20 protein-coding genes are annotated in these 24957 nt (G+C 48.9%); 12 read left to right on the forward strand and 8 right to left on the reverse strand.

Annotated features, from left to right (window positions below; all coding sequences use genetic code 11):
- Window positions 1-86 precede the first annotated feature (86 nt).
- From BFC17_RS00480 to BFC17_RS00500, 5 genes are all read right to left on the reverse strand, one after another.
- A complete protein-coding gene (locus BFC17_RS00480) occupies window positions 87-908 on the reverse strand; it encodes a MurR/RpiR family transcriptional regulator (RefSeq protein ID WP_070174502.1) in 822 nt (273 codons plus the stop codon).
- Window positions 909-1032: 124 nt separating this feature from the next.
- The gene (locus BFC17_RS00485; RefSeq protein ID WP_070174503.1) at window positions 1033-2679 is read right to left on the reverse strand and encodes a SulP family inorganic anion transporter; all 1647 of its coding nucleotides are present in this window, start codon (window positions 2677-2679) and stop codon (window positions 1033-1035) included.
- Window positions 2680-2704: 25 nt separating this feature from the next.
- Window positions 2705-3361, reverse strand: coding sequence for a carbonic anhydrase (locus BFC17_RS00490; RefSeq protein WP_070174504.1), 657 nt, complete (start codon window positions 3359-3361; stop codon window positions 2705-2707).
- Window positions 3362-3597: 236 nt separating this feature from the next.
- Window positions 3598-5130: a SulP family inorganic anion transporter gene (locus tag BFC17_RS00495; RefSeq protein ID WP_070174505.1), complete on the reverse strand. Its 1533-nt coding sequence runs from the start codon at window positions 5128-5130 to the stop codon at window positions 3598-3600.
- A gap of 15 nt (window positions 5131-5145) precedes the next feature.
- The gene (locus BFC17_RS00500; protein WP_070174506.1) at window positions 5146-5805 is read right to left on the reverse strand and encodes a carbonic anhydrase; all 660 of its coding nucleotides are present in this window, start codon (window positions 5803-5805) and stop codon (window positions 5146-5148) included.
- Window positions 5806-5941: 136 nt separating this feature from the next.
- Between BFC17_RS00500 and BFC17_RS00505 the strand changes: the two genes are divergently transcribed.
- Together BFC17_RS00505 and BFC17_RS00510 are read left to right on the forward strand one after the other, a co-directional pair.
- Window positions 5942-6883, forward strand: coding sequence for a hydrogen peroxide-inducible genes activator (locus BFC17_RS00505; RefSeq protein ID WP_070174507.1), 942 nt, complete (start codon window positions 5942-5944; stop codon window positions 6881-6883).
- 131 nt (window positions 6884-7014) lie between these two features.
- Window positions 7015-7650, forward strand: coding sequence for a CPBP family glutamic-type intramembrane protease (locus tag BFC17_RS00510; RefSeq protein ID WP_070174508.1), 636 nt, complete (start codon window positions 7015-7017; stop codon window positions 7648-7650).
- Between the two features lies 1 nt (window position 7651).
- On the opposite strand, the gene BFC17_RS00515 is transcribed toward BFC17_RS00510, so the two are convergent.
- Window positions 7652-8686, reverse strand: a complete 1035-nt coding sequence (locus BFC17_RS00515) for a DUF3080 family protein (protein WP_083271482.1) — start codon at window positions 8684-8686, stop codon at window positions 7652-7654.
- Window positions 8687-8695: 9 nt separating this feature from the next.
- The gene (locus tag BFC17_RS00520) at window positions 8696-9583 is read right to left on the reverse strand and encodes a fructosamine kinase family protein (RefSeq protein WP_070174510.1); all 888 of its coding nucleotides are present in this window, start codon (window positions 9581-9583) and stop codon (window positions 8696-8698) included.
- 206 nt (window positions 9584-9789) lie between these two features.
- On the opposite strand from BFC17_RS00520, the gene BFC17_RS00525 reads away from it, so the two are divergent.
- The 8 genes from BFC17_RS00525 to BFC17_RS00560 all read left to right on the forward strand — a co-directional run bounded on the left by BFC17_RS00525 (window position 9790) and on the right by BFC17_RS00560 (window position 19639).
- Window positions 9790-11259 carry an SLC13 family permease gene (locus BFC17_RS00525; protein ID WP_070174511.1) on the forward strand — a complete coding sequence of 490 codons (1470 nt, stop codon included), beginning with the start codon at window positions 9790-9792 and terminating at the stop codon, window positions 11257-11259.
- Window positions 11260-11409: 150 nt separating this feature from the next.
- On the forward strand, window positions 11410-12156 hold the full coding sequence (gene rluF, locus BFC17_RS00530; RefSeq protein ID WP_070174512.1) for a 23S rRNA pseudouridine(2604) synthase RluF: 747 nt from the start codon (window positions 11410-11412) through the stop codon (window positions 12154-12156).
- Between the two features lie 244 nt (window positions 12157-12400).
- Entirely contained in the window at window positions 12401-14317 is a 1917-nt protein-coding gene (thrS, locus tag BFC17_RS00535) for a threonine--tRNA ligase (RefSeq protein WP_070174513.1), read from the forward strand.
- Between the two features lie 132 nt (window positions 14318-14449).
- On the forward strand, window positions 14450-14992 hold the full coding sequence (gene infC, locus BFC17_RS00540) for a translation initiation factor IF-3 (RefSeq protein WP_083271484.1): 543 nt from the start codon (window positions 14450-14452) through the stop codon (window positions 14990-14992).
- 122 nt (window positions 14993-15114) lie between these two features.
- The gene (rpmI, locus tag BFC17_RS00545; protein ID WP_012518091.1) at window positions 15115-15312 is read left to right on the forward strand and encodes a 50S ribosomal protein L35; all 198 of its coding nucleotides are present in this window, start codon (window positions 15115-15117) and stop codon (window positions 15310-15312) included.
- A 16-nt stretch (window positions 15313-15328) separates the two neighbouring features.
- The gene (gene rplT, locus BFC17_RS00550; protein ID WP_070174515.1) at window positions 15329-15685 is read left to right on the forward strand and encodes a 50S ribosomal protein L20; all 357 of its coding nucleotides are present in this window, start codon (window positions 15329-15331) and stop codon (window positions 15683-15685) included.
- A 373-nt stretch (window positions 15686-16058) separates the two neighbouring features.
- Complete coding sequence (locus BFC17_RS00555) at window positions 16059-17906, forward strand: alkaline phosphatase PhoX (RefSeq protein WP_070174516.1); 1848 nt, start codon at window positions 16059-16061, stop codon at window positions 17904-17906.
- A 116-nt stretch (window positions 17907-18022) separates the two neighbouring features.
- The gene (locus BFC17_RS00560; RefSeq protein ID WP_229680958.1) at window positions 18023-19639 is read left to right on the forward strand and encodes a hypothetical protein; all 1617 of its coding nucleotides are present in this window, start codon (window positions 18023-18025) and stop codon (window positions 19637-19639) included.
- Window positions 19640-19669: 30 nt separating this feature from the next.
- Here the strand turns inward: BFC17_RS00560 and BFC17_RS00565 are convergent, their stop codons facing one another.
- Window positions 19670-20563 (reverse strand): LysR family transcriptional regulator, encoded by an 894-nt coding sequence (locus tag BFC17_RS00565; protein WP_070174518.1) that lies wholly within the window; start codon window positions 20561-20563, stop codon window positions 19670-19672.
- A 101-nt stretch (window positions 20564-20664) separates the two neighbouring features.
- On the opposite strand from BFC17_RS00565, the gene BFC17_RS00570 reads away from it, so the two are divergent.
- Both BFC17_RS00570 and BFC17_RS00575 read left to right on the forward strand, forming a co-directional pair.
- Window positions 20665-21747: an efflux RND transporter periplasmic adaptor subunit gene (locus tag BFC17_RS00570; protein WP_070174519.1), complete on the forward strand. Its 1083-nt coding sequence runs from the start codon at window positions 20665-20667 to the stop codon at window positions 21745-21747.
- A gap of 2 nt (window positions 21748-21749) precedes the next feature.
- On the forward strand, window positions 21750-24818 hold the full coding sequence (locus tag BFC17_RS00575; RefSeq protein WP_070174520.1) for an efflux RND transporter permease subunit: 3069 nt from the start codon (window positions 21750-21752) through the stop codon (window positions 24816-24818).
- Window positions 24819-24957: the final 139 nt, after the last annotated feature.

Genomic DNA, 24957 nt, shown 5'->3' on the forward strand with positions numbered 1-24957 from the left:
TATGAATTGTGCGTATTTTATCGGGAAATGCTCGTTCGCCAACGAAATGATTGTTTCAAGATATTTAAGCTGGCGCAGTGATAGGGTTACTCGGGGTCCAACTCACCCATTTGCGCGTACATTTGCGTAATGGTGGAGACGCGGCTATCGCCTTCATCCCCGAGCAGGGTATAGGCCTGATTACACAGTACCGATACCAGGCTCATGGGCGCAGCATAACTGTCAAAAGCAAACTGGTTACCCAACTGACACACCAGTGTGTGGTCTACTTTATCCTGATAAACCTGGCCGGTGGGATCGGTAAGCAAAATAGTACGTTCCGGTGGCAGAGCGTCCATCATCCGGGCGAAAATACGCGGACGACGGCGAAAGCCAAACACCACAATTATCTCATCCTCGGCGAGATCCATTAAGTCTTCACTCAGGCTCTGACCAGGTTGTGGCAATAAACGCACATTGGGGCGAATTTGTTTAAGTTGCTGGCGGCAGTGCAGGGCTACCGGGTAACTATTACGATAACCTATCAGCGTGATGCGCGGTGCTTTAGCCAGAATCGCGGCAATCTGATTAATTTCTTCAGCGGGAATAGATTCCAGCGTGCGTTGTAAATTACCTAATTCGGCGGCGATATAGTCGTGCTGAGTCAGCGTTTGTTTGACGGGGATGCCAGCATCCCGTTGTAATACGACATCCTGTTTAGCGTCCTGATGGGAGGCATAACCTAACTGACGAAACAGGCGACTTACCGTGGCCTTTGAGGTGTTGGTTTTGGCCGCAATTTCGGCGGTGGAGTCGCTGATTATGGTCAGCGGAAACTGTTGCAGGTAATTAGCGATAGCCCGCGCAGAGGGCGACAAGTCGGTATACTTGTCACGAATTCGCGCTAAAACACCATTATTATCAGCCACTTCAAAGTCCAGCTATTACGTATATTTCATAATTAGTGTAGCCGACTAAGCACCAAAGGGGTATCTGTTTTTCCAGGCACAAAAAAGAGCGCCAGTTGGCGCTCTTTATATTATCGATTAGATGTTAAGCATGGGACAGTGTGGAGCTGCCGTCATGCTTCTGTGACTTTTTTCCACTATCCTCGATAATCGACACCGCCGACTCCAGAGCTTCAAGTAAGGTGGGATAAGTGAGGATCTCCGCAGAGGAAGCATTGATATTGCCCAACACTTCTTTAATTTTATCGGAAGCGCCGCAAACCATCAGTTGTCGGCCGGAACTCTTGGCATCCGATGTTACTGTCTCTACGGCCATAGAAGCGGATACGTCCATGGTGGGCACCCTGGAGAAGTCCAGAATGAGTACCCGGGAACCAGGCTTAACCCACTCGCGCACGTGGTGACCTAAATCAGCCGCCGCACCAAAGCTTAACGGGCCGCCAAAACTAAAGATACTGACCTTGCCCTGGGCTTTTTCAAGCAGGGCGTTTTCTTTGGGATCGTTGAGCGTATCCGGAATTTTTTTCAGTTCTTCAATTTGCAACTGGGCAATCTGACGAACGTAAGCCAGTGCAGCTAATACCACACCAACGCCTACGGCTGTGATCAGGTCTACAAATACGGTTAAACCCAGTACCAGCAGCATCAGCGCGAAGTCCCAGCGCGGACCGCTGTGAGCACGTTTCAGGTAGCTCCAGTCCACAATATCAAGGCCTACTTTTACCAGAATACCGGCAAGCACGGCATGCGGAATAGCACTGGCCAGTGGGCTCAGGCCAAGCACAACAGCCAGTAATACCAGCGCATGAACCATGCCTGATAACCGTTCTTTACCGCCGCTGCGAATGTTAACCACGGTACGCATAGTCGCGCCGGCACCGGCAATACCGCCAATCAGACCTGCTACCGTATTACCGATACCCTGACCAATCAGTTCCTTGGAACTGTCGTGACGGGTACGGGTCATGTTGTCGGCAACCAGTGACGTTAACAGGCTGTCGATAGCGCCCAGAATGGCCAGAATAAACGCCGCCTCAAGTACTAATAACAGCGTAGAGCTTTCAAAAGTAGGCAGATGCAGGCTTGGCAGACCGGTTGGAATTTCGCCTAAAATGGGGACATTGGTAATGAACAGGCTGACAATGGTACCGATAATCAACGCAGCCAGGGCGCCCGGTACATATTTACCGAGGCTGGGTGGCCATTTATAGGCAATCACCAATGTTCCGATACCCAGTGCCAGAGTAGCAAAGTTTATGTCGGCCAGCGCGGTAGGAATATACCCCAGAGCGCCCAGAGTTCCCCCTGGCGGTTCATGACCCAGTAAACGGCCAATCTGCAAAATAATAATAATGGCCCCGATCCCCGACATAAAGCCAGAAATAACCGGGTAGGGCACTAAACGAATGTAGTTACCTATGCCCAGAAAACCAAATAAAATCTGGAATAAACCCGCCAGTAAAACGGCAGTAAAAATAAGCTCTACGTCGCCCGATAAACTGGCAAATAAACCGGCCAGTACCACCACCATTGGCCCGGTCGGGCCGGAGATTTGTGATGGTGTACCACCGAACAGTGCCGCAAAAAAGCCCACCGCAATGGCGCCATACATACCTGCCATCGGACCAACACCAGACGCAACGCCCAGCGCCAGTGCCAGTGGCAGTGCAACTACGCCGGCGGTAATACCGCCGGTTATATCGCCACGAACATTAGCAAATAAGTTCTTCATGACTTTTCCTTTACAGTTGTTAGGTTTACTTGTGTTTAGAAACCAGCTCGACGGCATATTTTTCGTCCATAGGGCCAAACTTACCGGTTTCTTCCTGATAACAGGTGACTTCTGCAGTTTCGATGTTGTAAAACCAGCCATGCAGTTTTACCTGTCCGGTGGCTAGCTTTGCAGCGACCGCCGGATGAGTTTTGATGTGTTGTAACTGTTGTACCACATTTTCTTCGGTAACTAACTGTAAATGATCTTCTGCGTTCAGTTTATCACAACCGCATTTCTCTTTTACCACTTCAGTAGCAACCCGGCAGTGACCCAGCCATTCTTTAACATGGGGCAGGGAAGAGAGTGCTTCGGTATTGATTGCACCTTTCATGGCACCGCAATCAGAGTGACCACAGATGATGATATGGGTTACGCCCAGTGCGGCAACCGCAAACTCGATAGAGGCAGTCATACCGCCAGTTTCGTTGCTGTGTGGCGGTACTACGTTGCCGGCATTACGGCAGATAAACAAATCGCCCGGACCGGTTTGAGTAACCAGGTTAGGGTCGATGCGTGAGTCGGAACAGGTGATAAACAAGACTTCAGGGTTTTGGCCATTGGCCAGTTTTTTGAATGCGGCTTTCTGACCAGGGAAAACTTCTCTTTGGAACTTAGCAACACCAGATATGACGTGATCCATAATGTGTAACCCTCAATTGTTAGCTTGACATTAATAAATGTTAATTAATTGTTATATAATGGGCTCATAGAAAAATAGTTGAGCTCGTGATAGTTAAAAGCTATAAGAGAGAAAGGTTTTATTCAACAATTGTTGGACAGACATAACAAAAAGGCAGCCAAATGGCTGCCTTTTACGTTAACTGCACCGTGTTGTAAGCCAGACAGGTTGGGGTGTCCGGCTTATTAAGGTGAAGGTTAGAACTTAATGGTTTCAACCTGTATATTTTTTGAATGAGCCTGATCAATGTAGTCTTTAATCATCTCTTTCACATCAAAAGCGATGGACTTGGTATTTGAAAAATCCAACACGACTTTTGAGTTACCCGGAATCGAGTTAAGTTTTTTCAGAATACTGGGCTTGTTAAAGAACGAGACATCTTCAGCCAACACAATATGGTGGGTAGTCTCACCATGATCTTCATTGATAGTTTCTTTAAACTGATAAGCATTAAGGAAGCTGCTTTTCAGGGTAAAGAAGATGCTCACACCCAGGCCTGCAAATACACCAGTTAACAGGTCGGTAAAAATCATTACTGCGATGGTAGTTATAAACGGCAGGAATTGCTCCCAACCATTCTTGTACATGATTTTAAACATAACTGGTTTGGTCAGCTTATAGCCAACCACAATCAGGATTGCTGCCAGTGAAGCCAGTGGTATCAGGTTAAGCATGGTCGAAATGGCCAGTACTGCCACTAACAGGAAGATACCGTGCATAATGGCTGACAGCTTGGTTTTACCGCCAAAGGCGATATTAGCCGAGCTACGCACAATAACCTGAGTAATAGGTAAACCACCTACCAAACCAGAGATAATGTTACCGATACCCTGAGCTTTCAACTCGCGGTTAGTTGGCGTTACGTTCTTTTGTGGATCCAGTTTATCCGTGGCTTCCACACACAAAAGGGTTTCAATACTGGCTACTGCTGCCATCACGATGGCAATGGTCAGTACGTCCATATTCAGCATTTGTGAAAATGCCGGGAACGAAAGCTCGTTGGTGAAATCGCTGAAGCTATTAATGACTGGCAGCGAAACCAGCATGCTTGGGTCCAGTGGCGTGCCCGCCTGACTCATCATCACCGAAGCCAGAATACCCAGCAGTACCACAACAATAGGGCCCTGGATTAACTGGAAAATTTTATGACGAGGCACCAAAAACTTATCCCACACAACCAGCAATGCCAGCGATACGCCTGAAATGATTATCGCCGCCGGCGACATCAGATTGAGCGCATGTTCGATGGCAGAAAACGTGTTTTCGCCGTTAGCATGGACAAAGGCTTCTTCACCCAAAAAGTCGGCGTGCCAGCCAAACAGGTAAGGGATCTGCTTAAGGATGATCAATAAACCAATCCCAGCCAGCATGCCCGTGATCACCGAAGTTGGGATAAAATAGGCGATAAAGCCAGCCCGGGCATAACCCATAATCAGCTGAATTACACCGGATAGCACAACAGCAACCAGGAATAACTCCCAGCTGCCCAGTGTGGCGATGGCGTCAAACACAATAACGGCCAGACCCGCCGCCGGTCCGCTCACACCCAAGCGTGAACCACTAAATAAACCAACGACGATACCGCCAACAATACCCGCAATTACCCCGGAGAATAAAGGCGCTCCTGAGGCGAGCGCGATACCGAGACAAAGGGGAAGTGCGACAAAAAATACGACGATACTGGCGGGCAGATCGTTTTTAAATTCACTAAAAGATAAGTCTAACTTCATGCCAAACGCTCCCTGTTATTTGTTTGCAACAAGCGCTTCCTCTGTTGCAAAAGAAGAGTCCATCGGAACAAATTCACCGGTCTTTTCGTCGTAGCTCAGTACTTCGGCGGTTTCGATGTTATAGAACCAACCGTGTAACTGAACCTGACCGGTCGCAATTTTAGCTGCCACAGCAGGGTGAGTACGCAGGTGCTGCAATTGTTGCACTACGTTTTCTTCGGTAACTAATTGCAGGTGGTCATCTTTATTCAGAGAATCGCAACCACATTTTTCTTTTACCACTTCGGTTGCCACACGACAGTGACCGAGCCATTCTTTTACGTGCGGCAGAGCGGTTAACCCTTCAGGCGCCAACGCCCCTTTCATCGCGCCACAATCCGAGTGGCCACAAACTACGATGTGAGTAACGCCCAGTGCCGCTACGGCGAATTCGATAGATGCTGTCATACCGCCGGTTTGATTGCTGTGAGGAGGAACAACATTACCCGCGTTACGGCAGATAAACAGATCGCCCGGCTCTGTTTGGGTAACCAGGTTAGGGTCAATACGGGAATCCGAACAAGTAATAAACAGTACTTCAGGATTTTGACCATTGGCGAGTTTTTTGAAGGCCGCTTTCTTTTCCGGGAAAACTTCTTTTTGGAATTTCGCGACGCCAGAGATTACGTGGTCCATTTAGTCACTCCTAAATATAAAAATAGAATATTGTATAAGGTACCAATCCAATTTAACTGATAGGTTAATAGAAAAATAGTTTACTTCGTGATAGCTTTTAACTATAAAAGTGTGAAGATATGTTGGACTTAAGTTTATGGTTGCCTCTACAAAGTCAGTTACCTATACGCAATTTCGTTATTTTGTCGCTCTGGCCAGGGAGCTGAGTTATCGGCGCGCGGCCCAGGTTTTGGGCATTAGTCAGCCAACACTTACCTCACAAATCAATGTGTTAGAAAAAAGCCTGGGTATTGCACTGTTTGAGCGTTCGCGCAGTGGCACACTGCTTTCACCAGAAGGCCGGTCGCTGTTGCCCCATGCCGAAGATGTTTTGCAGGCGTCTATTCGCTTTGAGGAAAAAGCCCGTGATATCGCCGGTGGCAACCAAACCACTTATCGTTTGGGCGTACCGCCAACGCTGGGGCCGTACCTTTTGCCCTATATTTTGCCGCAGCTTCACAAACGCTATGCTAAATTGCGTTTCTATGTTCGCGAGGCGGCGCCTACCCAGCTGGTTCAGGGACTGTTTGACGGGCACTTTGACATCATTATTTCCCCGGGCTCCCAGGATTCATCGCAACTGGTAGCCAGCAAGCTGTTTGTTGAACCTTTAAAGTTTGTGGTGCCAAGCGATCATGCTTTATCCGGCTTGCGGTATATCGAACCTGAACAAATTCACGGTGAGACCGTACTGACACTGGAAGAAGCTCACCATTTTCACCATCAGGTTCACGAATTGTGCTTAAAAATTGGTGCTCAGGTTACCCGTGACTACGAAGGCACCAGTCTGGATACGCTACGGCAAATGGTGGTAATGGGTATGGGCGTTGCTTTTTTACCTGGTTTGTACGTGCATTCTGAATTACATCAGCCGGATGAACTGCACGTGTGTGAGCTCAAGGATACTCCTATCGAGCGTCAGCATAGTCTGGTGTGGCGTAATACGGCGCCGGGTCGGGTTTTCTTCCGCGAACTGGGTAACGAAATCCGCCGGATTTTGTCAGATACGCTGGGGCATGCGGTTAAAGTAGACTCCTGATAAGGCCTGATGGCTGATGGGGAGTTTGGTAAAACGTACAAAAAACAGGCTTAAGCATCGCTCGTAACGCAAAGTTAGTATAAAATTCATGAAGTCGTCATAAAAGTTTCATGAATTGGTGTGTTTGAGCAATGCATTTTAAGCGTTGGCTGGAATTAATCAGCCTGTTTATTTTTCTTCCGCTGCTGTTTTGGGTAGGTGTGCAACACTTTGGCCCTTACCTGCTGGTATTGCTGGCCGGGGTAGGCGGTATGTGCCTGTGGCTGCTCATGTCTGACCAATCCTTCAAGCGATTTCGGCTGTGGAACTGGCAGCAGGGCAAACCACATCTGCTTGCTTCATTTAAACTGTTTGTGCCCTGGGCGCTGGCAACGGCGGCCGTGGTGTACTGGTTTTTACCCGAGTCTTTTCTCGACTGGCCGGCTCAGCAAACGTCGCTGTGGCTGCTAACACTGCTGCTGTATCCCTTGTTCTCGGTGATCCCACAAGAAATTATCTACCGCACATTTTTCTTTCACCGGTATAAATCGATTTTACCCTCCCACTCAATGCGTTTGGGGGCCAGTACGTTTTTGTTTGGTTTTGCCCATGCTATTTACGGTAACTGGCTGGCGGTCGGTCTCTCTGCCATTGGTGGTGCCATGTTTGGTTTGCGTTACCTGCAAAGCCGTTCAACAGTGGTAGTGGTGATTGAGCACTCTGTCTGGGGCTGCTTTTTATTTACTATTGGCCTTGGCTCTTACCTGTCTTTACAACACGCGGTTTAACTTACCCCCGGGGCGCAGTGGGTGACAGATGACAGCGAGATAAAAAGCGCTGCCATAATTTTACGTGTGCCTGAACTGCCTGCTGATACGAGACAAAATACGCTTGTTGCTGTTGCATAAATTTTCTGAAAGGTTGGGGTAACGAGGCGGCGTTTTGCCAGCTGGACAGCAGCGCTTCAAATTGATAATTAAAGTCGTTTATGCGGCCGCCCACTGGCTGAATACGCTCAATAAAAAACAAATAAAAAACGTTACGCAGTATATTTGCCTGTTCAGAAGCGCTGCCGTCAGGGCAGGCTACCGCTGCCAGTGCCGGGTCGAGCTGCTGGGTCAGATCCGGCAGTACCGTTGCCAGGTATTGCTGTGCTTGCCAGACCGATGCAGGCAAACGGGTGACACCAATGGCCTGAAGCGTAACTTCGAGGTTTTCAATACGCGCTGAAGGCGTGGCAGCATCGCTTAGTTGTTTAAACAAGGCCAGCTGACCGGCGATATCGATTTGCTCACCATATAGTAAATCAGCTCTGGGGCGGTTGAATGCGGCTCTGGTTTCGTCACTTAAAAGCAGCATGTTTGCCCAGTGTAAAGGGTAGGCCTGTTGTTTCAGTGAGTGCCAGGCGTTAAGTGTTGCCAGCAATTCCTGGTGGTCTTCATCCTTTTTGCTGCGGACAAAATTCATACAGTCTGTCAGGGCGGCGAGTAAGTGTTGTTCATATATCAGCCGCTGGGAGAGATGTTGTACCTTGCCCAGTGCCGTGTTGCGCTGGGCAACTACATTGCCTAGTTCGCACTGTTGCAACTGATAAAAGCGGGTGAGATTCATTTCCACGCTCGCGGGCTCAGCGTATAAGGATTCCCGCGCGGGATACTGGAGTGTGGGAAGTGGTTGCTCTGGTTGTACGGAAGTATCCAGAACCCGGGCTAATCGCGCCGCGTATTCGTTTACATCATCATTAATTCCGGGCGCTGAGCAGCCTGAGAGAAGCAATAGCAGCCAGACTGACACGGTTGCTTTTCGCCAGCAGAAATCCCGCAAAAAACGCTCCTATAACAGCTGTTGATTAAGTTGAATGATATCGTCCTGCGCAGCTTGCAGGTAATGACCACCAAATAATACGGCATGATTAAGGATATGGTAAAGCTGATAAAGTTTGCGCCGTTGAGGATAATCCTCGTGCAGCGGCCAGATGGCATTGTAACCCTGATAAAACGCCTCAGGTAAACGCCCAAAGAGCTCTGTCATAGCAATGTCGGTTTCTCTGTCACCATAGTAAACCGCGGGGTCAAACACCACGGGTTGTTGATGACTAAAACCCACATTGCCGCTCCATAAATCGCCATGTAACAGCGATGGCTGTGGTTGGTGTGGTTTTAAAAACTGATAGATTTGCGTGGTGCAGACATCAATGTTGCACCACACATGGCCTTCGTGGGCGAGTTGCTCAAGCATGACACCAATCCGGCTCTCAGCAAAAAATGTTGCCCAACAGGAGGTAGTGGTATTGATTTGTGGTGAACGACCAATAAAGTTATCCCGGGGCCAGCCATAGAATTCGCCAGCCGTGGTTTTATGTAAGTGAGCTATCTTTTTGCCACAGGTATGCCAGTCTTCGTTAACGGTCTGCGACAGCTTAAGGTATTGTAAAACCAGATATTCATAATGTTTGTGGTTTTCTTCCACAACGCCATGGCAAATCACCTTGGGGGTATGGATACAAGCACTTACAGCAAGCGCCTTTAAGCCATCGGCTTCTGCATCCAGTTCGGTGTTGAGCGGACTATTTATCTGCCGGTATTTGACAAAATAACGCCGGCTGTCGTCACGGATCACCGCGCACTGATGGGTGTCACCGCCGGGTACAGGTTGTCGGTTCTGACAGACAAATAAATGACCGGAATGTTCACTGATTTGCTCGCTGATAAATTGCCACATGTTCGCAGGTGTGTTGGTGCTTTTTTTGAGTATGGAATAAATTTTGGCCTTTGCCAGTTCAAATAACGCCGGTAACCGGATTTACCACGACATTCACCCTGATGTTATGCCTGCCAGATAGGTTAGTTAAATCAGAGTGCTTGATTTATGGTGGATTTTTGTTCTTATAATGGCATTACTATTATAACAATTCGTTGTTTTTTCTTATGGCGCTTTCTACCAGGCAAGTCGGACTGGGGCTGGGACCAGTCGTTTTTTTGGGTATTCTGTTGGGCTTCAGCCCGGATAATTTAAGTCAGCAGGGCGTTGCCGTGCTGGCAGTTACGCTGTGGGTGGCTATCTGGTGGATCACCGAAGCGATCCCCATTAGCGTTACAGCTTTGCTGCCCATTGTGTTGCTGCCCTTATTCGGTGGCGTAAAAATCGGTGATGTCACGGCATCTTATGGTCACAAATATATATTTTTGTACATGGGCGGCTTTATTCTGGCCATTGCCATAGAGCGCTGGAACCTGCACCGGCGCATTGCACTTAATATAATTTATCTTGTGGGCAACAACGTGCCGCGGATTATTCTGGGCTTTATGCTGTCTACCGCGTTTCTTTCCATGTGGATCTCCAATACGGCTACTACGGTGATGATGCTGCCCATTGGTGTGGCGGTGGCCAGCCAGTTTTTGGGGCATTCGGCCATTGATGTGAAAGAGGGGGAACGATTCAGTAAGGCGCTCATGCTGGCGATCGCCTATTCGGCGTCGATTGGCGGTATGGCTACCCTGATTGGTACGCCGCCTAATCTGGTGCTGGCCGGCATTCTGCAGCAAATCTATGGCATCGATATTAGTTTTGCCACCTGGTTTATGTTTGGCTTTCCCATAAGTGTGGTGTTACTGACCATTTGCTGGGTGTATTTAACCCGCTTCGCCTTTGCCTGTCAGGGCAGTCAGTTTCCCGGCGGACGGCAAGAAATCGCTCGTCTTCGCGCTGAGCTGGGGTCAATGAGCTATGAAGAAAAAGTGGTTCTGACGGTGTTTGTTGGTACGGCTTTCTTATGGGTATTCCGCTCTTATCTGCAAAACTTTGTACCACAGTTGGATGACACCATTATCGCAATTAGTGCGGCGTCGGTACTGTTTATGCTGTCTTCTAAAGACCGCAAGCAACCCATTATGACCTGGGAAGAAGCGGTCAGAATGCCCTGGGGAACCATTGTGCTGTTTGGTGGCGGCATCGCTATTGCCGGTGGATTTCAAAAATCCGGGCTGGCGAGCTGGATCGGTCAGCATCTGGTCTTGCTGGAGGCCTTACCCTTGTTCCTGCTGGTGGCTATTTTGATAGCGGCGGTGAATTTCCTGACCGAAATTACCTCAAACCTTGCCACCACCACTGTGCTGTTACCAATATTAGCGCCTATGGCACTGGCGCTGGATGTGCACCCTTATACGCTGATGGTGGCTGTGACGGTAGCGGCCTCCTGTGCTTACATGTTGCCTGTGGCTACACCACCCAATGCCATAGTCTTTGGCTCCGGTTATCTTAAAATCGCGGATATGTTCAAAACCGGGATATGGATGAACTTTATCTCTATAATTTTGTTAACGCTGGCGGTGTACTTTTTATTGCCAGCCTTATGGGGATTTGAGCTTAACGTGTTTCCGGCGGAATTTAAGTCGTAAGCCGGGCTCATTGCTGGCCATGCGGGTTGAACTAAAACGTGATACGAAACCTTCTGGGTGAAATACACAAGAGGGTTTTCTAATTGCTGATGTACGCTGTATACTCCGCGGTTTCGTTACTTGTTTGTCGTCGCGTTTTAAGGATCCGGAATGAGCGCAGAAAACACCAAGCGCCTCAATAAATACATCAGCGATACGGGCTTTTGCTCGCGTCGCGAAGCCGATAAGCTCATTGAGCAACAACGCGTTACCATTAATGACAAAAAGCCCGAGTTAGGTACCAAAGTGGCACCAACCGACAAAGTCAGAGTGGACGGCAAGCTGATTGGCGCAGTGGCTGCCGATAAGTCGGACAGAGTGTATCTGGTGTACAACAAACCCATCGGTATTACCTGCACGACCGAACGTCATGTAAAAGGCAATATTATTGATGCGATTGGCCATAAGGAACGTATTTTTCCGATTGGTCGTCTCGATAAACCATCAGAAGGATTAATTTTCCTGACCAGTGATGGTGACATTGTTAATAAAATTCTGCGCGCTGAAAATGCCCATGACAAAGAGTATGAAGTCACGGTAAATCAACCCATCAGCGAACGCTTTTTACAAAAAATGGCAAGAGGGGTACCGATATTAGGGACGGTGACCAAACCCTGTAAGGTCTCTGCCCGTGGCAAGTTTAAGTTTACCATCATTCTTACTCAGGGCCTGAATCGTCAAATTCGCCGGATGTGTGAGTTTTTAGGCTACGAAGTCACCAAACTTAAACGTACCCGTATTATGCACATTGAGCTGGGTAATCTTAAGCCTGGTCAATGGCGCACGATGACGGCGATGGAGTTAAAAACGCTGAATCAGGCGGTCAAAGGGTCGCGTAAAACCGCGAGCAGGCCATAGCTGTCGGGTAAAACCGCAGATTTAACAGTCAGTTTAAGACAATTTGCGCTGAATCGCTGGTTTTCCGGTCGATCGATAAATTCAGTCATTGCATGTGACGTTTCACGGGTTATAATCCGAGCCAAACTCGTGCTCCTCGCAGCACCTGAGCATTCTCAACAATAGTGAGATGGTCACGCATTTTCTCATTTTAGACGTTAACACAAGTGGCACAGAGTAGGTGTCACCACTGTAAGGATATTTCATGCCTGTTATTACTCTTCCTGACGGAAGCAAGCGCTCTTTCGATAACCCTGTTTCAGTTTTAGATGTGGCCAATGATATTGGTCCTGGTCTGGCCAAAGCCACTATAGCTGGTCGCGTAAACGGCGAGCGTGTTGATGCGTGCGACGTCATTGATTCAGACGCTGCGTTAGAAATCATTACTGCCAAAGACGAAGACGGACTTGAGATTATCCGTCACAGCTGTGCTCACCTGATTGGTCATGCGATCAAACAGTTATGGCCAGATGCGAAAATGGCGATCGGTCCTACTATCGACAATGGTTTCTACTACGATGTTGATATGGAGCACAGCCTGACTCAGGAAGACCTGCAGAAGCTTGAAAAGCGCATGCTGGAGCTGGCTAAGACCAACTATGACGTAGTTAAGAAAACCGTCAGCTGGCAAGAAGCGCGCGATACCTTCGTAGAGCGTCACGAGTCATACAAAATTGAAATCCTGGATGAGAATATCAAACAGGATGATAAGCCGGGACTGTATCACCACGAAGAATACGTGGATATGTGTCGTGGCCCTCACGTACCTAACATGAAGTTTTGTCACCACTTTAAATTAATGAAAGTGGCCGGGGCTTACTGGCGTGGTAACAGCGACAACAAAATGCTGCAACGTATTTACGGTACCGCCTGGGCCGATAAGAAGCAGCTCAAGGCTTATCTGACGCGCTTGGAAGAAGCCGAAAAGCGTGACCACCGTAAAATTGGTAAAACGCTGGACCTGTTCCATTGGCAGGAAGAAGCGCCGGGTATGGTGTTCTGGCACAACGATGGCTGGACAATTTACACCGAGCTGGAAAAATTTGTGCGTAACATGCTGCGCAAATACGCCTACGACGAAGTAAAAGGCCCATTAATGATGGACCGCGTGCTGTGGGAAAAATCCGGTCACTGGGACAAGTACGCTGAAAACATGTTCACCACCGAATCTGAAAAGCGTGAATATGCCATTAAGCCAATGAACTGCCCGGGCCACGTGCAAATCTTTAACCAGGGTCTGAAGTCCTACCGTGATCTGCCGCTGCGTATGGCCGAGTTTGGTTGCTGTCACCGTAACGAGCCATCGGGTGCCTTACACGGCCTGATGCGGGTTCGGGGCTTTACCCAGGACGATGCGCATATCTTCTGTACTGAAGAGCAGATGCTGGATGAAGTGTGCGCGTGTATCGACATGATTTACGATGCCTACCGCACCTTTGGCTTTGAAAAAATCGAAGTGAAACTGTCTACCCGTCCGGAAAAACGCGTAGGTAGCGATGAGATTTGGGATAAAGCCGAAAAAGCCCTGGCTGATGCACTGCACAGCAAGGATATCGAATTTAAATATCTGCCGGGTGAGGGCGCGTTCTACGGGCCTAAAATCGAATTTACCCTGTACGACTGCTTAGATCGTGCATGGCAGTGTGGTACGGTTCAGGCTGACTTCTCTATGCCGGGCCGTTTAGGTTCATCTTACGTCGCTGAAGACGGCGAGCGTCGTGTACCGGTGATGATTCACCGTGCGGTACTGGGCTCACTTGAGCGCTTTATCGGCATCCTGACCGAAGAATATGCTGGCTTCTTCCCGTTATGGTTGGCGCCCAAGCAAATGGTGGTGATGAATATTACCGATAATCAGGCCGAATATGCTCAACAAGTAGTCGATTCGCTACAGGCGCAGGGCTTCAGAGCGAAGACCGACTTGAGAAATGAGAAGATTGGTTTTAAAATTCGGGAACATACGCTGAAACGCGTACCTTATATGCTGGTGGTTGGCGATAAAGAAATGGAAGCAGGTATGGTTGCTGTTCGTTCACGTCGTGGCGAAGATTTAGGCAGTATGCCGGTAGCAGACTTTATTGCCCTGGCAAATGAAGAAATCGCTGGAAAAATCATCAAATAACGGTATACTCGCGCATCTAATTATGCAGCGTGGCTCTCGTTGTATTATGCTAATAAGCAAGTGTCTGATTCCTTGGCGAATTTTTGAAAGCAGGGAATCAGGTAAAGATTAAAGTAGTTGGAGGAATAGCACATTAAAGGCGCTAACAACAATAAGGCTCAGGGTGATAAAGCCCGGATTAACGATGAAATTACTGCAAGAGAAGTGCGCTTAATTGGCGCAGATGGAAGCCAGGTAGGCGTTGTTTCGATTAGCGAAGCAATCAGCACTGCTGAAGCAGCAAGTTTAGATCTTGTTGAAATTAGTCCGAACGCTGAGCCGCCAGTCTGTAAAGTTATGGACTACGGCAAGTTCCTCTTCGAAAAATCGAAGGCTCAAAAAGAGCAAAAGAAAAAACAGAAGCAAATTCAGGTCAAGGAGATTAAATTTCGCCCTGGCACTGATGAAGGCGATTACCAGGTAAAACTGCGCAACCTGCGTCGCTTTCTGGAAGGTGGCGATAAAGCCAAAGTTACGATCCGTTTCCGCGGACGTGAAATGGCTCACCAAGAGATCGGTATCGAACTGCTGGAACGTGTAAGAACGGACCTGGAGGACGTTGCCAACTGCGAGTCTTTCCCTAAACGGGTTGAGGGTCGTCAGATGATCATGGTGCTCGCCCCACTTAAGAAGTAGTAGTGGTTTTATAAAGTTTTTGGGAATCTGCACCCCAAAACACCCTGCTGCAAATATTAACTGGCTATAAAGGTGACTGCACACCAATGATTAGCCAACCTTAACAATGCGGAGTTTTAGCAATGCCTAAAATGAAAACTGTTAGTGGTGCTGCCAAACGTTTCAAGAAAACGGGCTCAGGCCGCTTTAAAAGCAAACAGTCTCACTTACGTCACATTCTGACTAAGAAGAGCTCTAAACGTAAACGTCACCTGCGTGGCAAAAAACTGGTTCATGACTCTGATACTAAATTAGTACAGCGCATGCTGCCTTACGTTTAATCGAGGAGACTGAATAATGGCAAGAGTAAAACGCGGCACTATTGCACGTGCACGTCACAAAAAAGTTTTAAAACAAGCTAAAGGTTATTACGGTGCTCGTTCACGCGTTTATCGCGTAGCGGTACAGGCTGTAACTAAAGCTGGTCAATATGCTTACCGTGACCGTCGTCAACGTAAACGTCAATTCCGTCAACTGTGGATTGCACGTATTAACGCTGCGGCTCGTCAAAACGGTATGTCATACAGCCGTTTCATCAACGGTCTGAAGAAAGCGTCTGTCGAAATCGATCGTAAGATCCTTGCTGACATCGCAGTTCATGACAAAGCGGCTTTCAGCGCATTAGTCGACGCGGCTAAAGGCGCATTAGCTTAATTATTAACTAATTAAGTTTAAGTTCTTTCGGAAAACGGCGAGCAGGATGCTCGCCGTTTTTCGTTTCTGCCTGTTTATTTTTTACCAACCGCCAGTCTTGCTGAATGGGCAAACTGCTATGCGGGTTGGTATTAGGGCCTGCAAGTTTCCTTTGCTGCACTCAACCTGCTGAACACCGTTAGTCTGTAACCTCAGGCGCCTATGCGCTGCCGCAATATTCTTTACCTTTTCATACACTTTACATAAAAGCTTCATTGATATGTCATGTAGCTGTAACCGCGTTTTCACAACTGTTGTTCAAGCTACCCGCGCAATTAAATCAAGGTATAACAGTGAGTTGTTGTACTGCAGAACACACAAGTTGGAAACATAAATGCAAAAAGAACTCTTACGCGGTATTCGGTATTCAGCGTTGGCAGCGGCCATCGCGATGGGATTGTCAGCCTGTTCACTGGACGGCGACGACGGTGCAGACGGCGCAACTGGCGCCCAGGGTGTTCAGGGCCCTCAAGGCGAACAAGGCCCACAGGGTGAAAATGGTGATTCAGCAGGTAAATTAACCCGTATCGCTACCGTACCACTGGGCGCAGAAGTTACCGGTATTTTTTTGAGTGACGAAGGCGATTTGTTCTTTAACGTACAGCATCCTTCTGGCACCAACACTGCCACTAACAGCATCAACAGTATGCCTATTAACACCGGTACTGTTGGTGTTCTGGCCGGTGTTAACTTTAATAACCTGCCAGCTACCTTACCTGATTCACCGGTACCAAGCTCAGAAGAAGAAAAGCAACTGGTGATGACCGCCATTGGTCAGTATCAGGTTCTGGGTCAGACCGGTGACACCTACGAAGGTGAATTACCTGAAGGTCTGGGCCACATTTACACGCTGGACGGCGGTACTCTGGTACTGGAAAACGACATGCCGGACTTTAACGGCTTCCTGCCTACCGGTGAAGGCCAGGGTTATCTTTTCTCTAACTGGGAAGAACTGCCTGGCGGCATGAGCCGTATGGCTATTGAGCGTGACGCTCAAGGCATGTGGACTGTTACTGACGTGATGATGCTGGACTTCTCTCCTGTATGGGGAACGGCAGCAAACTGCTTTGGTTCTATGTCACCCTGGGGTACGCCACTGACGTCAGAAGAGTGGGTTGTTGATTCATCAGTAAACAGTACCACTGATGCCAGCTGGAACGATCCAAACGAAGTAGCTACCAATGCACGTATCGGCCGTATGTGGGAAATGACCGCACCAGATGTGCCAAACCCTTACAACTACGGCTATATCGCCGAGGTAACCGAAGCCGCTTCTGCGACACCGGTCATTGTTAAACATTTTGCTATGGGCCGTTACGAGCACGAAAACTCAACGGTAATGCCTGACGGACGCACAGTTTACCTGTCTCAGGATGATACCGGCGGCGTACTGTTTAAATTTGTGGCTGATACCGCAGAAGATTTAAGTGCAGGTACGTTGTACGGTGCCAAACTGACTCAGGACTTAGGTCAGAATGATCCGGCAACTACCGGCTTTGATGTTGAGTGGGTTGAGCTGGCTAGTGGTGACAACCTGACTATCCGTGCCTGGATTGACGAATACAATGGTATCGGTACCGACGATTATGTAGAAGGCGAAAGCTCTTACATTACCTTAGCTGACGTAGCTGCCTGGGCTAATGGCGACGCCACTTACCCAACCGTAGAAAACGGCGGTGGTAAAGTGACTGCGGGTCAGCCAATGGATGACCGTGTCGCGTTCCTTGAATCACGTGCAGCGGCTAAAGCACTGGGTGCAACCGCTGAGTGGCGTAAGCTGGAAGGTATCTCGGTAAACCATAAGCGTGCGAAAGAAGCGGTTGAAGGTGTCGACACTATCGAAGGTGAAATCGTTACCGACGCTTACGTCTATATCGGCATTTCTGACATCGACAACACCATGATCGACGGTGAGGGTGACATGCAGCTGTCTGCTCGTGTTAAGGATTGCGGTGGTGTATACCGTGCTCGTTTAGGCGCAAACTACGATATCTCACGCATTGAGCCTGTGGTAATGGGTTCTACCTACCGTTCAAGCCTGACTGGTGCAGAGCGTTGTGATGTGGACCAGCTGTCTCAGCCAGATAACGTTATCGTAATGAACGATGGCCGTATTCTGATTGGTGAAGATGGCTTCCAGGAAAACAACACGCTGTGGATGTACGAACCAGCGAAGAAATAAGTCACATTTTAATCTAATTTGTCCGGGTACGCTGGTACCCGGATTTTTGCGTTTATAAAACTATGAAAAACTCTTATATCAATTTGTCATCACTGGTTCTGGTCAGCACATTATTAATGAGTGCCTGTAGTGATGAAAAGGTTGTTGAAATGCCGGTACAGCCTACGCAGTATCCTTACCAGGAAGGTGATGATATTCCGGCCGTGGCTTATCTTGAGCACAACGAAATATATAATCCGGAGTCGGTAATTCCGCCCCAGTGTTATACCAAAACCAACGGCACTAACAATCCTTGCTATGCCTGCCATCAAAGCTATGACAAAAACGAAAACCGACCCAATCAAATGGGCGATGGTACCTTGCAGGGAAATTATGAATTTTCTGACGTCGGTCTGACTAACAGCTGGAAGAATCTGTTTGTCGACCGTCGTGAGCTGATTGCTGATATCAGCGATGAGGCTATCCTGGCCTATATTAATCAGGACAACTACAGCCCGGCGCTGAAAGAGCAGGGCGGCCTGCCCCAGGCTATGCATCTGGCGCAGCTAAGTCAGCCCAGCGATGCCTTTGGCGAATATGGCATAGCCAACGATGGCAGTGGCTGGGTGGCCTATAATTATAAGCCGTTCCCGAGTACCTTCTGGCCAACCAATGGCTCAACCGGAGATGCCATGATACGCCTGCCTGCGCCGTTTCAGCAGCGCGATGGTCAGTATAGTCAGGATATCTATCTGGCTAACCTGACCCTGGTGGAAATGGCCTTAAAAGATGTCGATCAGCTGGCAGTCCCCGCGCTTAACGAAATGGAAATTGGCCAGGATATTAACGGCGACGGTGAGTTAACCGCGAATGTGCAGACTATGCAGCGCCAGCGTTATTATGTGGGTGATGCCCGTTCGATTGAGCTTAGTTTTCAGCTTTACCCCCAGGGCACCGAGTTATTGCATACCGTGCGCTATATCGGCGTGGACGACGACGGCCGTATTTTCAATGCACCGCGTATGAAAGAAGTGCGCTATATGCAAAAAGCACTCTTTCGCAGTAAAGAGAGCCTGGCATCAGCCTATTACGCCGAAGCCAAGGACAAAGCCTTTGAAAAACTCCCGCAAACTCGTTACCTGAATGAAGAAAAGGGCATTGATAACGGCTTTGGCTGGACCCTGAACGCTTATATTGAAGATGCAACCGGCGCACTTCGTCCGCAGCATGAACAGGAACTGGCGTTTTGCAATGGTTGCCATAAAACTGTTGGGGCGACGTTCGACCAAACGTTTTCGTTTGCGCGAAAAGTCCCGGGCGCTGCAGGGTGGGGTTATATAAATCTGCATGACATTGCCGATGTGCCCAACATCAATGAGCAGGATGGTGAGTTTCTCACCTACATGAAACGTGTTGGTGGTGGCGATGAATTCCGCCAGAATGCAGAGATGCTGGCGCGCTGGTTTAACGAAGACGGCAACGTTGACGAAGACAAAGTCAGACAAGCCGGCTCGGTGTATGAACTGATTACGCCAAGTCCTGAGCGCGCACTGGCGCTGAATAAAGCTTATCAGACCATTGTTAAAGAGCAGAGCTATCTGTTTGGCCGTGACGCCACCATCACTGAAGCTAAAAATGTACTCAGTGTCATTGATGCCGAACAACCGCCGTTGTTGCCTGAGCATCGTTATCAGTGGGACATGCGTCTTGACTGGTTTGCCGACGCCCACCAAACGGTGGCCGGGAATCGCTAATGCAAATTCCTTAACCGCAGCAAGGCCCGGTTAAGGCGTTTCCAGTGCGGTTAATGCCTGCCAGAGAAAGCTGGCCACCGGGCCTTTGGGGCGCTTTTTTTCCCGCACCAGATTGATCTCCCCCTTGATGGAGGAGGTCACATCATCCAGCTGTAACTGAACCAAACTGCCGTCTCCAAGCTCTTCGGCCACCCTGTCCTTGGGGATATAACCCCAGCCAGCGCAGCGTAACAGTAAACCCTTCTGTGTGGAGGTGTCATTGGTGCGCATGGTGGAACTTGGCACCACGCCCATTACTTTTTCAATGTTTAAATCGATATCGAAAGACTGTGGCATTAATAGCGGAATATCCCGTAGCTGACTGGATGAAAACGGGCTGCCGCCAATTTTTTCAAGCAAGCGTTGGTGGATAACGGCGACCACTTCAAAACGGCCAAAAGGCATGGTTTCAAAACTGGCCAGCTCGTGAAACGAATGAGTCCAGGGGCTGACTGCAATATCAGCAGTACCATCAATAATCCGCTGAATTGCGCCCAGACGCTGGACTGCCGATATATACAGTTCAGTTTGCGGAAACTGCTGTTGGGTTTGCGTGATTGCATCGAAAAAAGAGTCTTGCTGACATATAGTATCAAAAGCAAATTCAATTTTACTCTCATGGCCTTGCCTTAAGTGAGCCGCCAGCGTGCCGATATCCTTTTCCTGCCGTAACAGATAACGGCAGTGGGGCAGCAGGCGCTGGCCGTCTGCTGTGAGCTGTAATCGGTTTGCGGTTTTCCGGAGCAGGGATAGCTGAAGTTCCTCCTGAAAACGTTTTATGGCAATCGACAAAGCTGGCTGGGTTTTGTGCAATACCTCGGCGGCTCTCGCGATACTACCGTGCTCAGCCACGGTGACAAACATGCGTAATTGTTCGAGTGTCATAAATTAAATTTAATGCATAAGTAAAATAGATTAAATATTATTTTGGTTTAAGTTGACGTATATTGCCAGCGTTAAAATTCAGGAGAAATGCAGTGAAGCCAATGAGTGTAATCAGAGCCAGTGTGGCCAGCGCGCTAATACTTGCCCTTAGCGGGTGCAGTAGTGAAGCAGAAAATCAGGTCACTGAGACGCAGACAACCAAGCTGGTTAAAACCCTCACACTGGAAAGCATTGATCATGGCGGTTACCGGGAGTTTCCCGCTGTGGTAGAAGCCAGTGAGGAAGCCACTCTGGCGTTTCGCGTGTCTGGCGAACTGCAAACCCTTAAGGTAATGGCTGGCCAACATGTCAACAGCGGAGAGGTGCTGGCGACCTTGGATCCCACGGATTATCAGATTGCGGTGGATCAGGCGCGGGCTAATTACGACCTGGCCAAGGTTCAGTTCGACAGGTCAAAAACCTTACTGGATAAACAGCTGGCCTCTAAAGCAGGCTTTGATGAAGCGAAGGCGCAGCTTAAGGTGGCCGAGGCCGCGCTGAAATCAGCAGAAACAAACCTGGCCTACACCGAGCTGCACGCGCCATTCAGCGGTCAGGTAGCCCAGCGTTACGTAGAAAACTACGAAAGCATTATGGCTCAGCAAGCGGTCTTTTCACTGCAAAAAAATACCGTGGTAGATGTGGCAATCCAGATCCCTGAAGACTTACTCTCTAACCTGGACAAAGAAAGCCAGTACCAGCCAGAGGTGCGCTTTGATACCCATCCGGATGATGTGTTCCGTGCCACGCTGAAAGAGTATGACACCGACGCAGACCCGGCCACCAACACCTATAAAGTGGTGTTTCAGTTAACCCGCCCCGACAACTTTAACGTGTTTCCGGGTATGTCTGCCACAGTAAGAGCCCAGCTGGATCAGGTCATGAAAGTGAAAAGCGCTGGCTGGAATGTACCGGCGGCGGCCATTTTTACCGATGGAACTGGTAACAATGAACAAAGCTACGTGTTTGTGGTGGTTAAGGATAATCAGCTGGAAAAGCGCGCCGTGACCCTGGGGAATATCACCGATGATGGCTTTGTAGTGACTGACGGTCTGGTTAGTGGAGAACAAGTTGTGGCAGCCGGTGTGCACCGCTTACAGGATGGTGAAACCATTCGTATCTGGCATAAAGAGCGGGGGCTGTAAGGGTGAATATTGCCGGTTACTTTGTTAAAAACCGCACCACCAGCTGGCTGGTTACGCTGATCCTGCTGCTGGGCGGAACCCTGGCTTTTTTTGGCCTCGGGCGTCTGGAAGATCCGCAGTTTACTATTAAAAAGGCCATGGTTATCACCCAGTACCCTGGTGCTTCTCCCACCCAGGTGGAGGAAGAGGTAACTTACCCCATCGAAAATGCGATCCAGGAGTTACCTTACGTCGATAACATTACTTCTATTTCCACTGCCGGGCAGTCACAAATCACGGTAGAGATGAAAAGCATCTACCGGAAAGATGCCCTGCGTGGGATCTGGGAAGAAATGCGCCGTAAAATTAATGATTTACGGCCTGCATTGCCAACCGGGGTTAATCCGCCACGGGTGATGGATGATTTTGCCGATGTTTACGGCATGCTCATCGCCATTAATGGCGAAGGCTATCAGTACAAAGATATCAATGATTATGTGGATTACCTGAAGCGCGAGCTTATTCTGGTGGACGGCGTGGGCAAAGTTACTGTACAGGGCGAACAGCAGGAACAGGTGTTTGTCGAAATTGCGCGTTCACAGATAGTTTCCCTGGGTATTAGTCCCAGCCGCATCAGTTCGTTACTGGTTAGTCAGAATCAGGTGTCTAATGCCGGTAAGGTGAAAATTGGGGATGAGTACATTCGCATTAACCCCACCGGCGAATTTGAATCAGTAGAAGAGCTGGAAAATCTGCTTATCAGTCAGGCGGGTGCGCCAGAGCGAATTTACCTGGGTGATGTAGCCCGTATTTATCGCGGCTACGAAGAGGTACCGGACAACCTTATCCATTACAACGGCGAGCAGTCTTTATTGCTGGGAATTTCTTTTGCCGATGGTGTTAACGTGGTTGAGGTTGGCGAGCGAATTATGCAGCGCCTGGAAAAACTCGAGTACATGCGCCCGGTTGGTATGCAAACCAGTTTTATCTACAACCAGCCGGTCGAAGTGGATAAATCCGTGCAGGGTTTTATTTTAAACCTGGCTGAAGCAGTCGGTATCGTTATTGTGGTGCTACTGGTGTTTATGGGCGTTAAGTCTGGCCTGCTCATTGGTCTTATCCTGCTGCTAACCGTGTTGGGTACCTTTATTTTTATGCAGCAGATGGAAATTAATCTGCAGCGTATTTCCCTGGGGGCCCTGATCATTGCCCTGGGGATGCTAGTGGACAATGCCATAGTGGTGACCGAAGGAATTTTAATCGCCATGAAACGGGGCTACACCAAAGTGGCGGCGGCGTCTTATGTGGTTAGCCAGAATATGTGGCCACTGCTGGGTGCCACGGTGATTGCCATTATCGCCTTTGCGCCCATTGGCCTGTCGAGTGATGCCACCGGGGAATTTGCCGGCAGTTTGTTTTGGGTGCTGTTTGTCAGTTTGTTGCTTAGCTGGGTCACCGCAATTACCCTGACGCCGTTTTTTGCCTCTCTGCTGTTTAAGGATGCTGACAATGTCGGTAACGAAGAACTCAAGGGCAGTGAAGAGTTGTACAACGGACTTATTTTCGAGATTTTCAGCGGTATCTTACATTTTGCGCTGAAATTCCGGGTGATAACCGTGGTGGCCATGGTGGCACTGCTGGTGAGTGCAATTATTGCTTTTGGCAGCGTTAAGCAGTCGTTTTTCCCGCCTTCGACCACGCCGATGTTTTTGGTGGACATCTGGCATAAAGCAGGCACAGATATTCGCGTAAATGCGGACAAGGTGAATCAGATTGAAAAGCACTTGCTCAGCGAAGACGGCGTAGAAGAAGTGACTTCCACGGTGGGCCAGGGTTTAACCCGTTTTATGCTCACCTATCAAACCGAGAAGAGCTATCAAACTTACGCCCAGCTGGTTATTCGCATGCGCGATGGGGAAACGCTGGAAGCGCAGCTACCGCGATTACGGGACTTTATGGACAGCGAATATAGCGAGGTATTTTACAAAATAAAACGCCTTGAAATCGGGCCGTCTACCGACGCGAAAATTGAGGCCCGGTTCAGTGGCCCTGAGCCCACCGAATTGCGCCGTTTAGCCGAGGAGGCCAAGCAGATCCTGGCCGGCGATCCTGGTGCAAGAAATATCCGTGATAACTGGCGTCAGCAAACCAAGGTTATCAGACCTATTTTAAACGAAGCGGCTGCCCGTCGGGTTGGGATCAGCAAGGCTGACCTGGACGAACTCTTACTCACCAGCTTTTCCGGTGCCCAGATTGGCGTTTACCGCGATGGCACTGACCTGCTGCCGATAATCAGTCGGCCACCACCACAGGAGCGACTTACTGCGGAGAATCTGGAAAATCTGCAAATTTACTCTGCGACGGCGCAGCAGTATATTCCGGTTACTCAGGTCGTCAGCCGGTTTGATGTCAGCTGGGAAGATCCTATCATTATGCGTCGCGACCGTAAGCGTACCTTAACCGTGATGGCTGATCACGATATTCTGGGTAGCGAAACTGCTGCCAAGCTGTTTTCGCGGGTTAAGGAAAAAATAGAAGCGATCCCTTTACCTGACGGTTACCAACTGGAGTGGGGCGGTGAGTTTGAAGCTTCCAACAAAGCACAAACGGCCATATTCGGCTCGTTGCCGCTGGGCTATCTCATTATGTTTATCACCACCGTACTGTTGTTTGCTTCCGCCCGGATTGCGGGCATTATCTGGGCCTGTATTCCTCTTGCCCTGATTGGAGTGAGCTATGGCTTATTGTTAACGGGCGCGCCTTTTGGGTTTATGGCGTTACTGGGCTTTTTAAGTTTGTCGGGCATGATCATCAAAAACGGTATTGTGCTGGTAGAGCAGGTAAAACTTGAGCTGGAAGAAGGTAAAGCACCTTATTCGGCACTGTTTCACGCTACGCTAAGTCGCGTGCGACCAGTGTGTATGGCGGCGATTACCACTATTTTAGGTATGATCCCGCTGTTATTTGATGACTTCTTTGCCAGCATGGCAGTGGTGATCATGTTTGGCCTTGGCTTTGCCACCTTGCTTACTTTGGTCTTTGTACCGGTGCTTTATAGTCTGGTGTTCAAGATTCAGAAAACCCCGCACTAGTTTGTATCCCTGTAAGTATTGCACTGTGCGCCTGTAAGGATTTTCCTGTCAGGCGCTTATTCCTTTCTTTCTATTCTCTAACACGCTGAAAAACAAGCTGTTAACTATCTGGTATAAGTCTGGCATTAACCATGGTGTG

The sequence above is a fragment of the Marisediminitalea lipolytica genome, from assembly GCF_001758465.1.
Taxonomy (GTDB): domain Bacteria; phylum Pseudomonadota; class Gammaproteobacteria; order Enterobacterales; family Alteromonadaceae; genus Alteromonas; species Alteromonas lipolytica.

What these genes read in the sequence shown, in the direction of transcription:
- BFC17_RS00510 (WP_070174508.1), top strand. Translation starts at nt 7,015, where the DNA reads ATGCATTTTAAGCGTTGGCTGGAATTAATCAGCCTGTTTATTTTTCTT.
- BFC17_RS00495 (WP_070174505.1), bottom strand. Translation starts at nt 5,130, where the DNA reads ATGAAGTTAGACTTATCTTTTAGTGAATTTAAAAACGATCTGCCCGCC.
- BFC17_RS00505 (WP_070174507.1), top strand. Translation starts at nt 5,942, where the DNA reads ATGGTTGCCTCTACAAAGTCAGTTACCTATACGCAATTTCGTTATTTT.
- rpmI (WP_012518091.1), top strand. Translation starts at nt 15,115, where the DNA reads ATGCCTAAAATGAAAACTGTTAGTGGTGCTGCCAAACGTTTCAAGAAA.
- BFC17_RS00555 (WP_070174516.1), top strand. Translation starts at nt 16,059, where the DNA reads ATGCAAAAAGAACTCTTACGCGGTATTCGGTATTCAGCGTTGGCAGCG.
- rplT (WP_070174515.1), top strand. Translation starts at nt 15,329, where the DNA reads ATGGCAAGAGTAAAACGCGGCACTATTGCACGTGCACGTCACAAAAAA.
- rluF (WP_070174512.1), top strand. Translation starts at nt 11,410, where the DNA reads ATGAGCGCAGAAAACACCAAGCGCCTCAATAAATACATCAGCGATACG.
- BFC17_RS00490 (WP_070174504.1), bottom strand. Translation starts at nt 3,361, where the DNA reads ATGGATCACGTCATATCTGGTGTTGCTAAGTTCCAAAGAGAAGTTTTC.
- BFC17_RS00565 (WP_070174518.1), bottom strand. Translation starts at nt 20,563, where the DNA reads ATGACACTCGAACAATTACGCATGTTTGTCACCGTGGCTGAGCACGGT.
- BFC17_RS00525 (WP_070174511.1), top strand. Translation starts at nt 9,790, where the DNA reads ATGGCGCTTTCTACCAGGCAAGTCGGACTGGGGCTGGGACCAGTCGTT.
- BFC17_RS00520 (WP_070174510.1), bottom strand. Translation starts at nt 9,583, where the DNA reads ATGTGGCAATTTATCAGCGAGCAAATCAGTGAACATTCCGGTCATTTA.
- thrS (WP_070174513.1), top strand. Translation starts at nt 12,401, where the DNA reads ATGCCTGTTATTACTCTTCCTGACGGAAGCAAGCGCTCTTTCGATAAC.
- BFC17_RS00570 (WP_070174519.1), top strand. Translation starts at nt 20,665, where the DNA reads ATGAGTGTAATCAGAGCCAGTGTGGCCAGCGCGCTAATACTTGCCCTT.
- BFC17_RS00500 (WP_070174506.1), bottom strand. Translation starts at nt 5,805, where the DNA reads ATGGACCACGTAATCTCTGGCGTCGCGAAATTCCAAAAAGAAGTTTTC.
- BFC17_RS00560 (WP_229680958.1), top strand. Translation starts at nt 18,023, where the DNA reads ATGAGTGCCTGTAGTGATGAAAAGGTTGTTGAAATGCCGGTACAGCCT.
- BFC17_RS00485 (WP_070174503.1), bottom strand. Translation starts at nt 2,679, where the DNA reads ATGAAGAACTTATTTGCTAATGTTCGTGGCGATATAACCGGCGGTATT.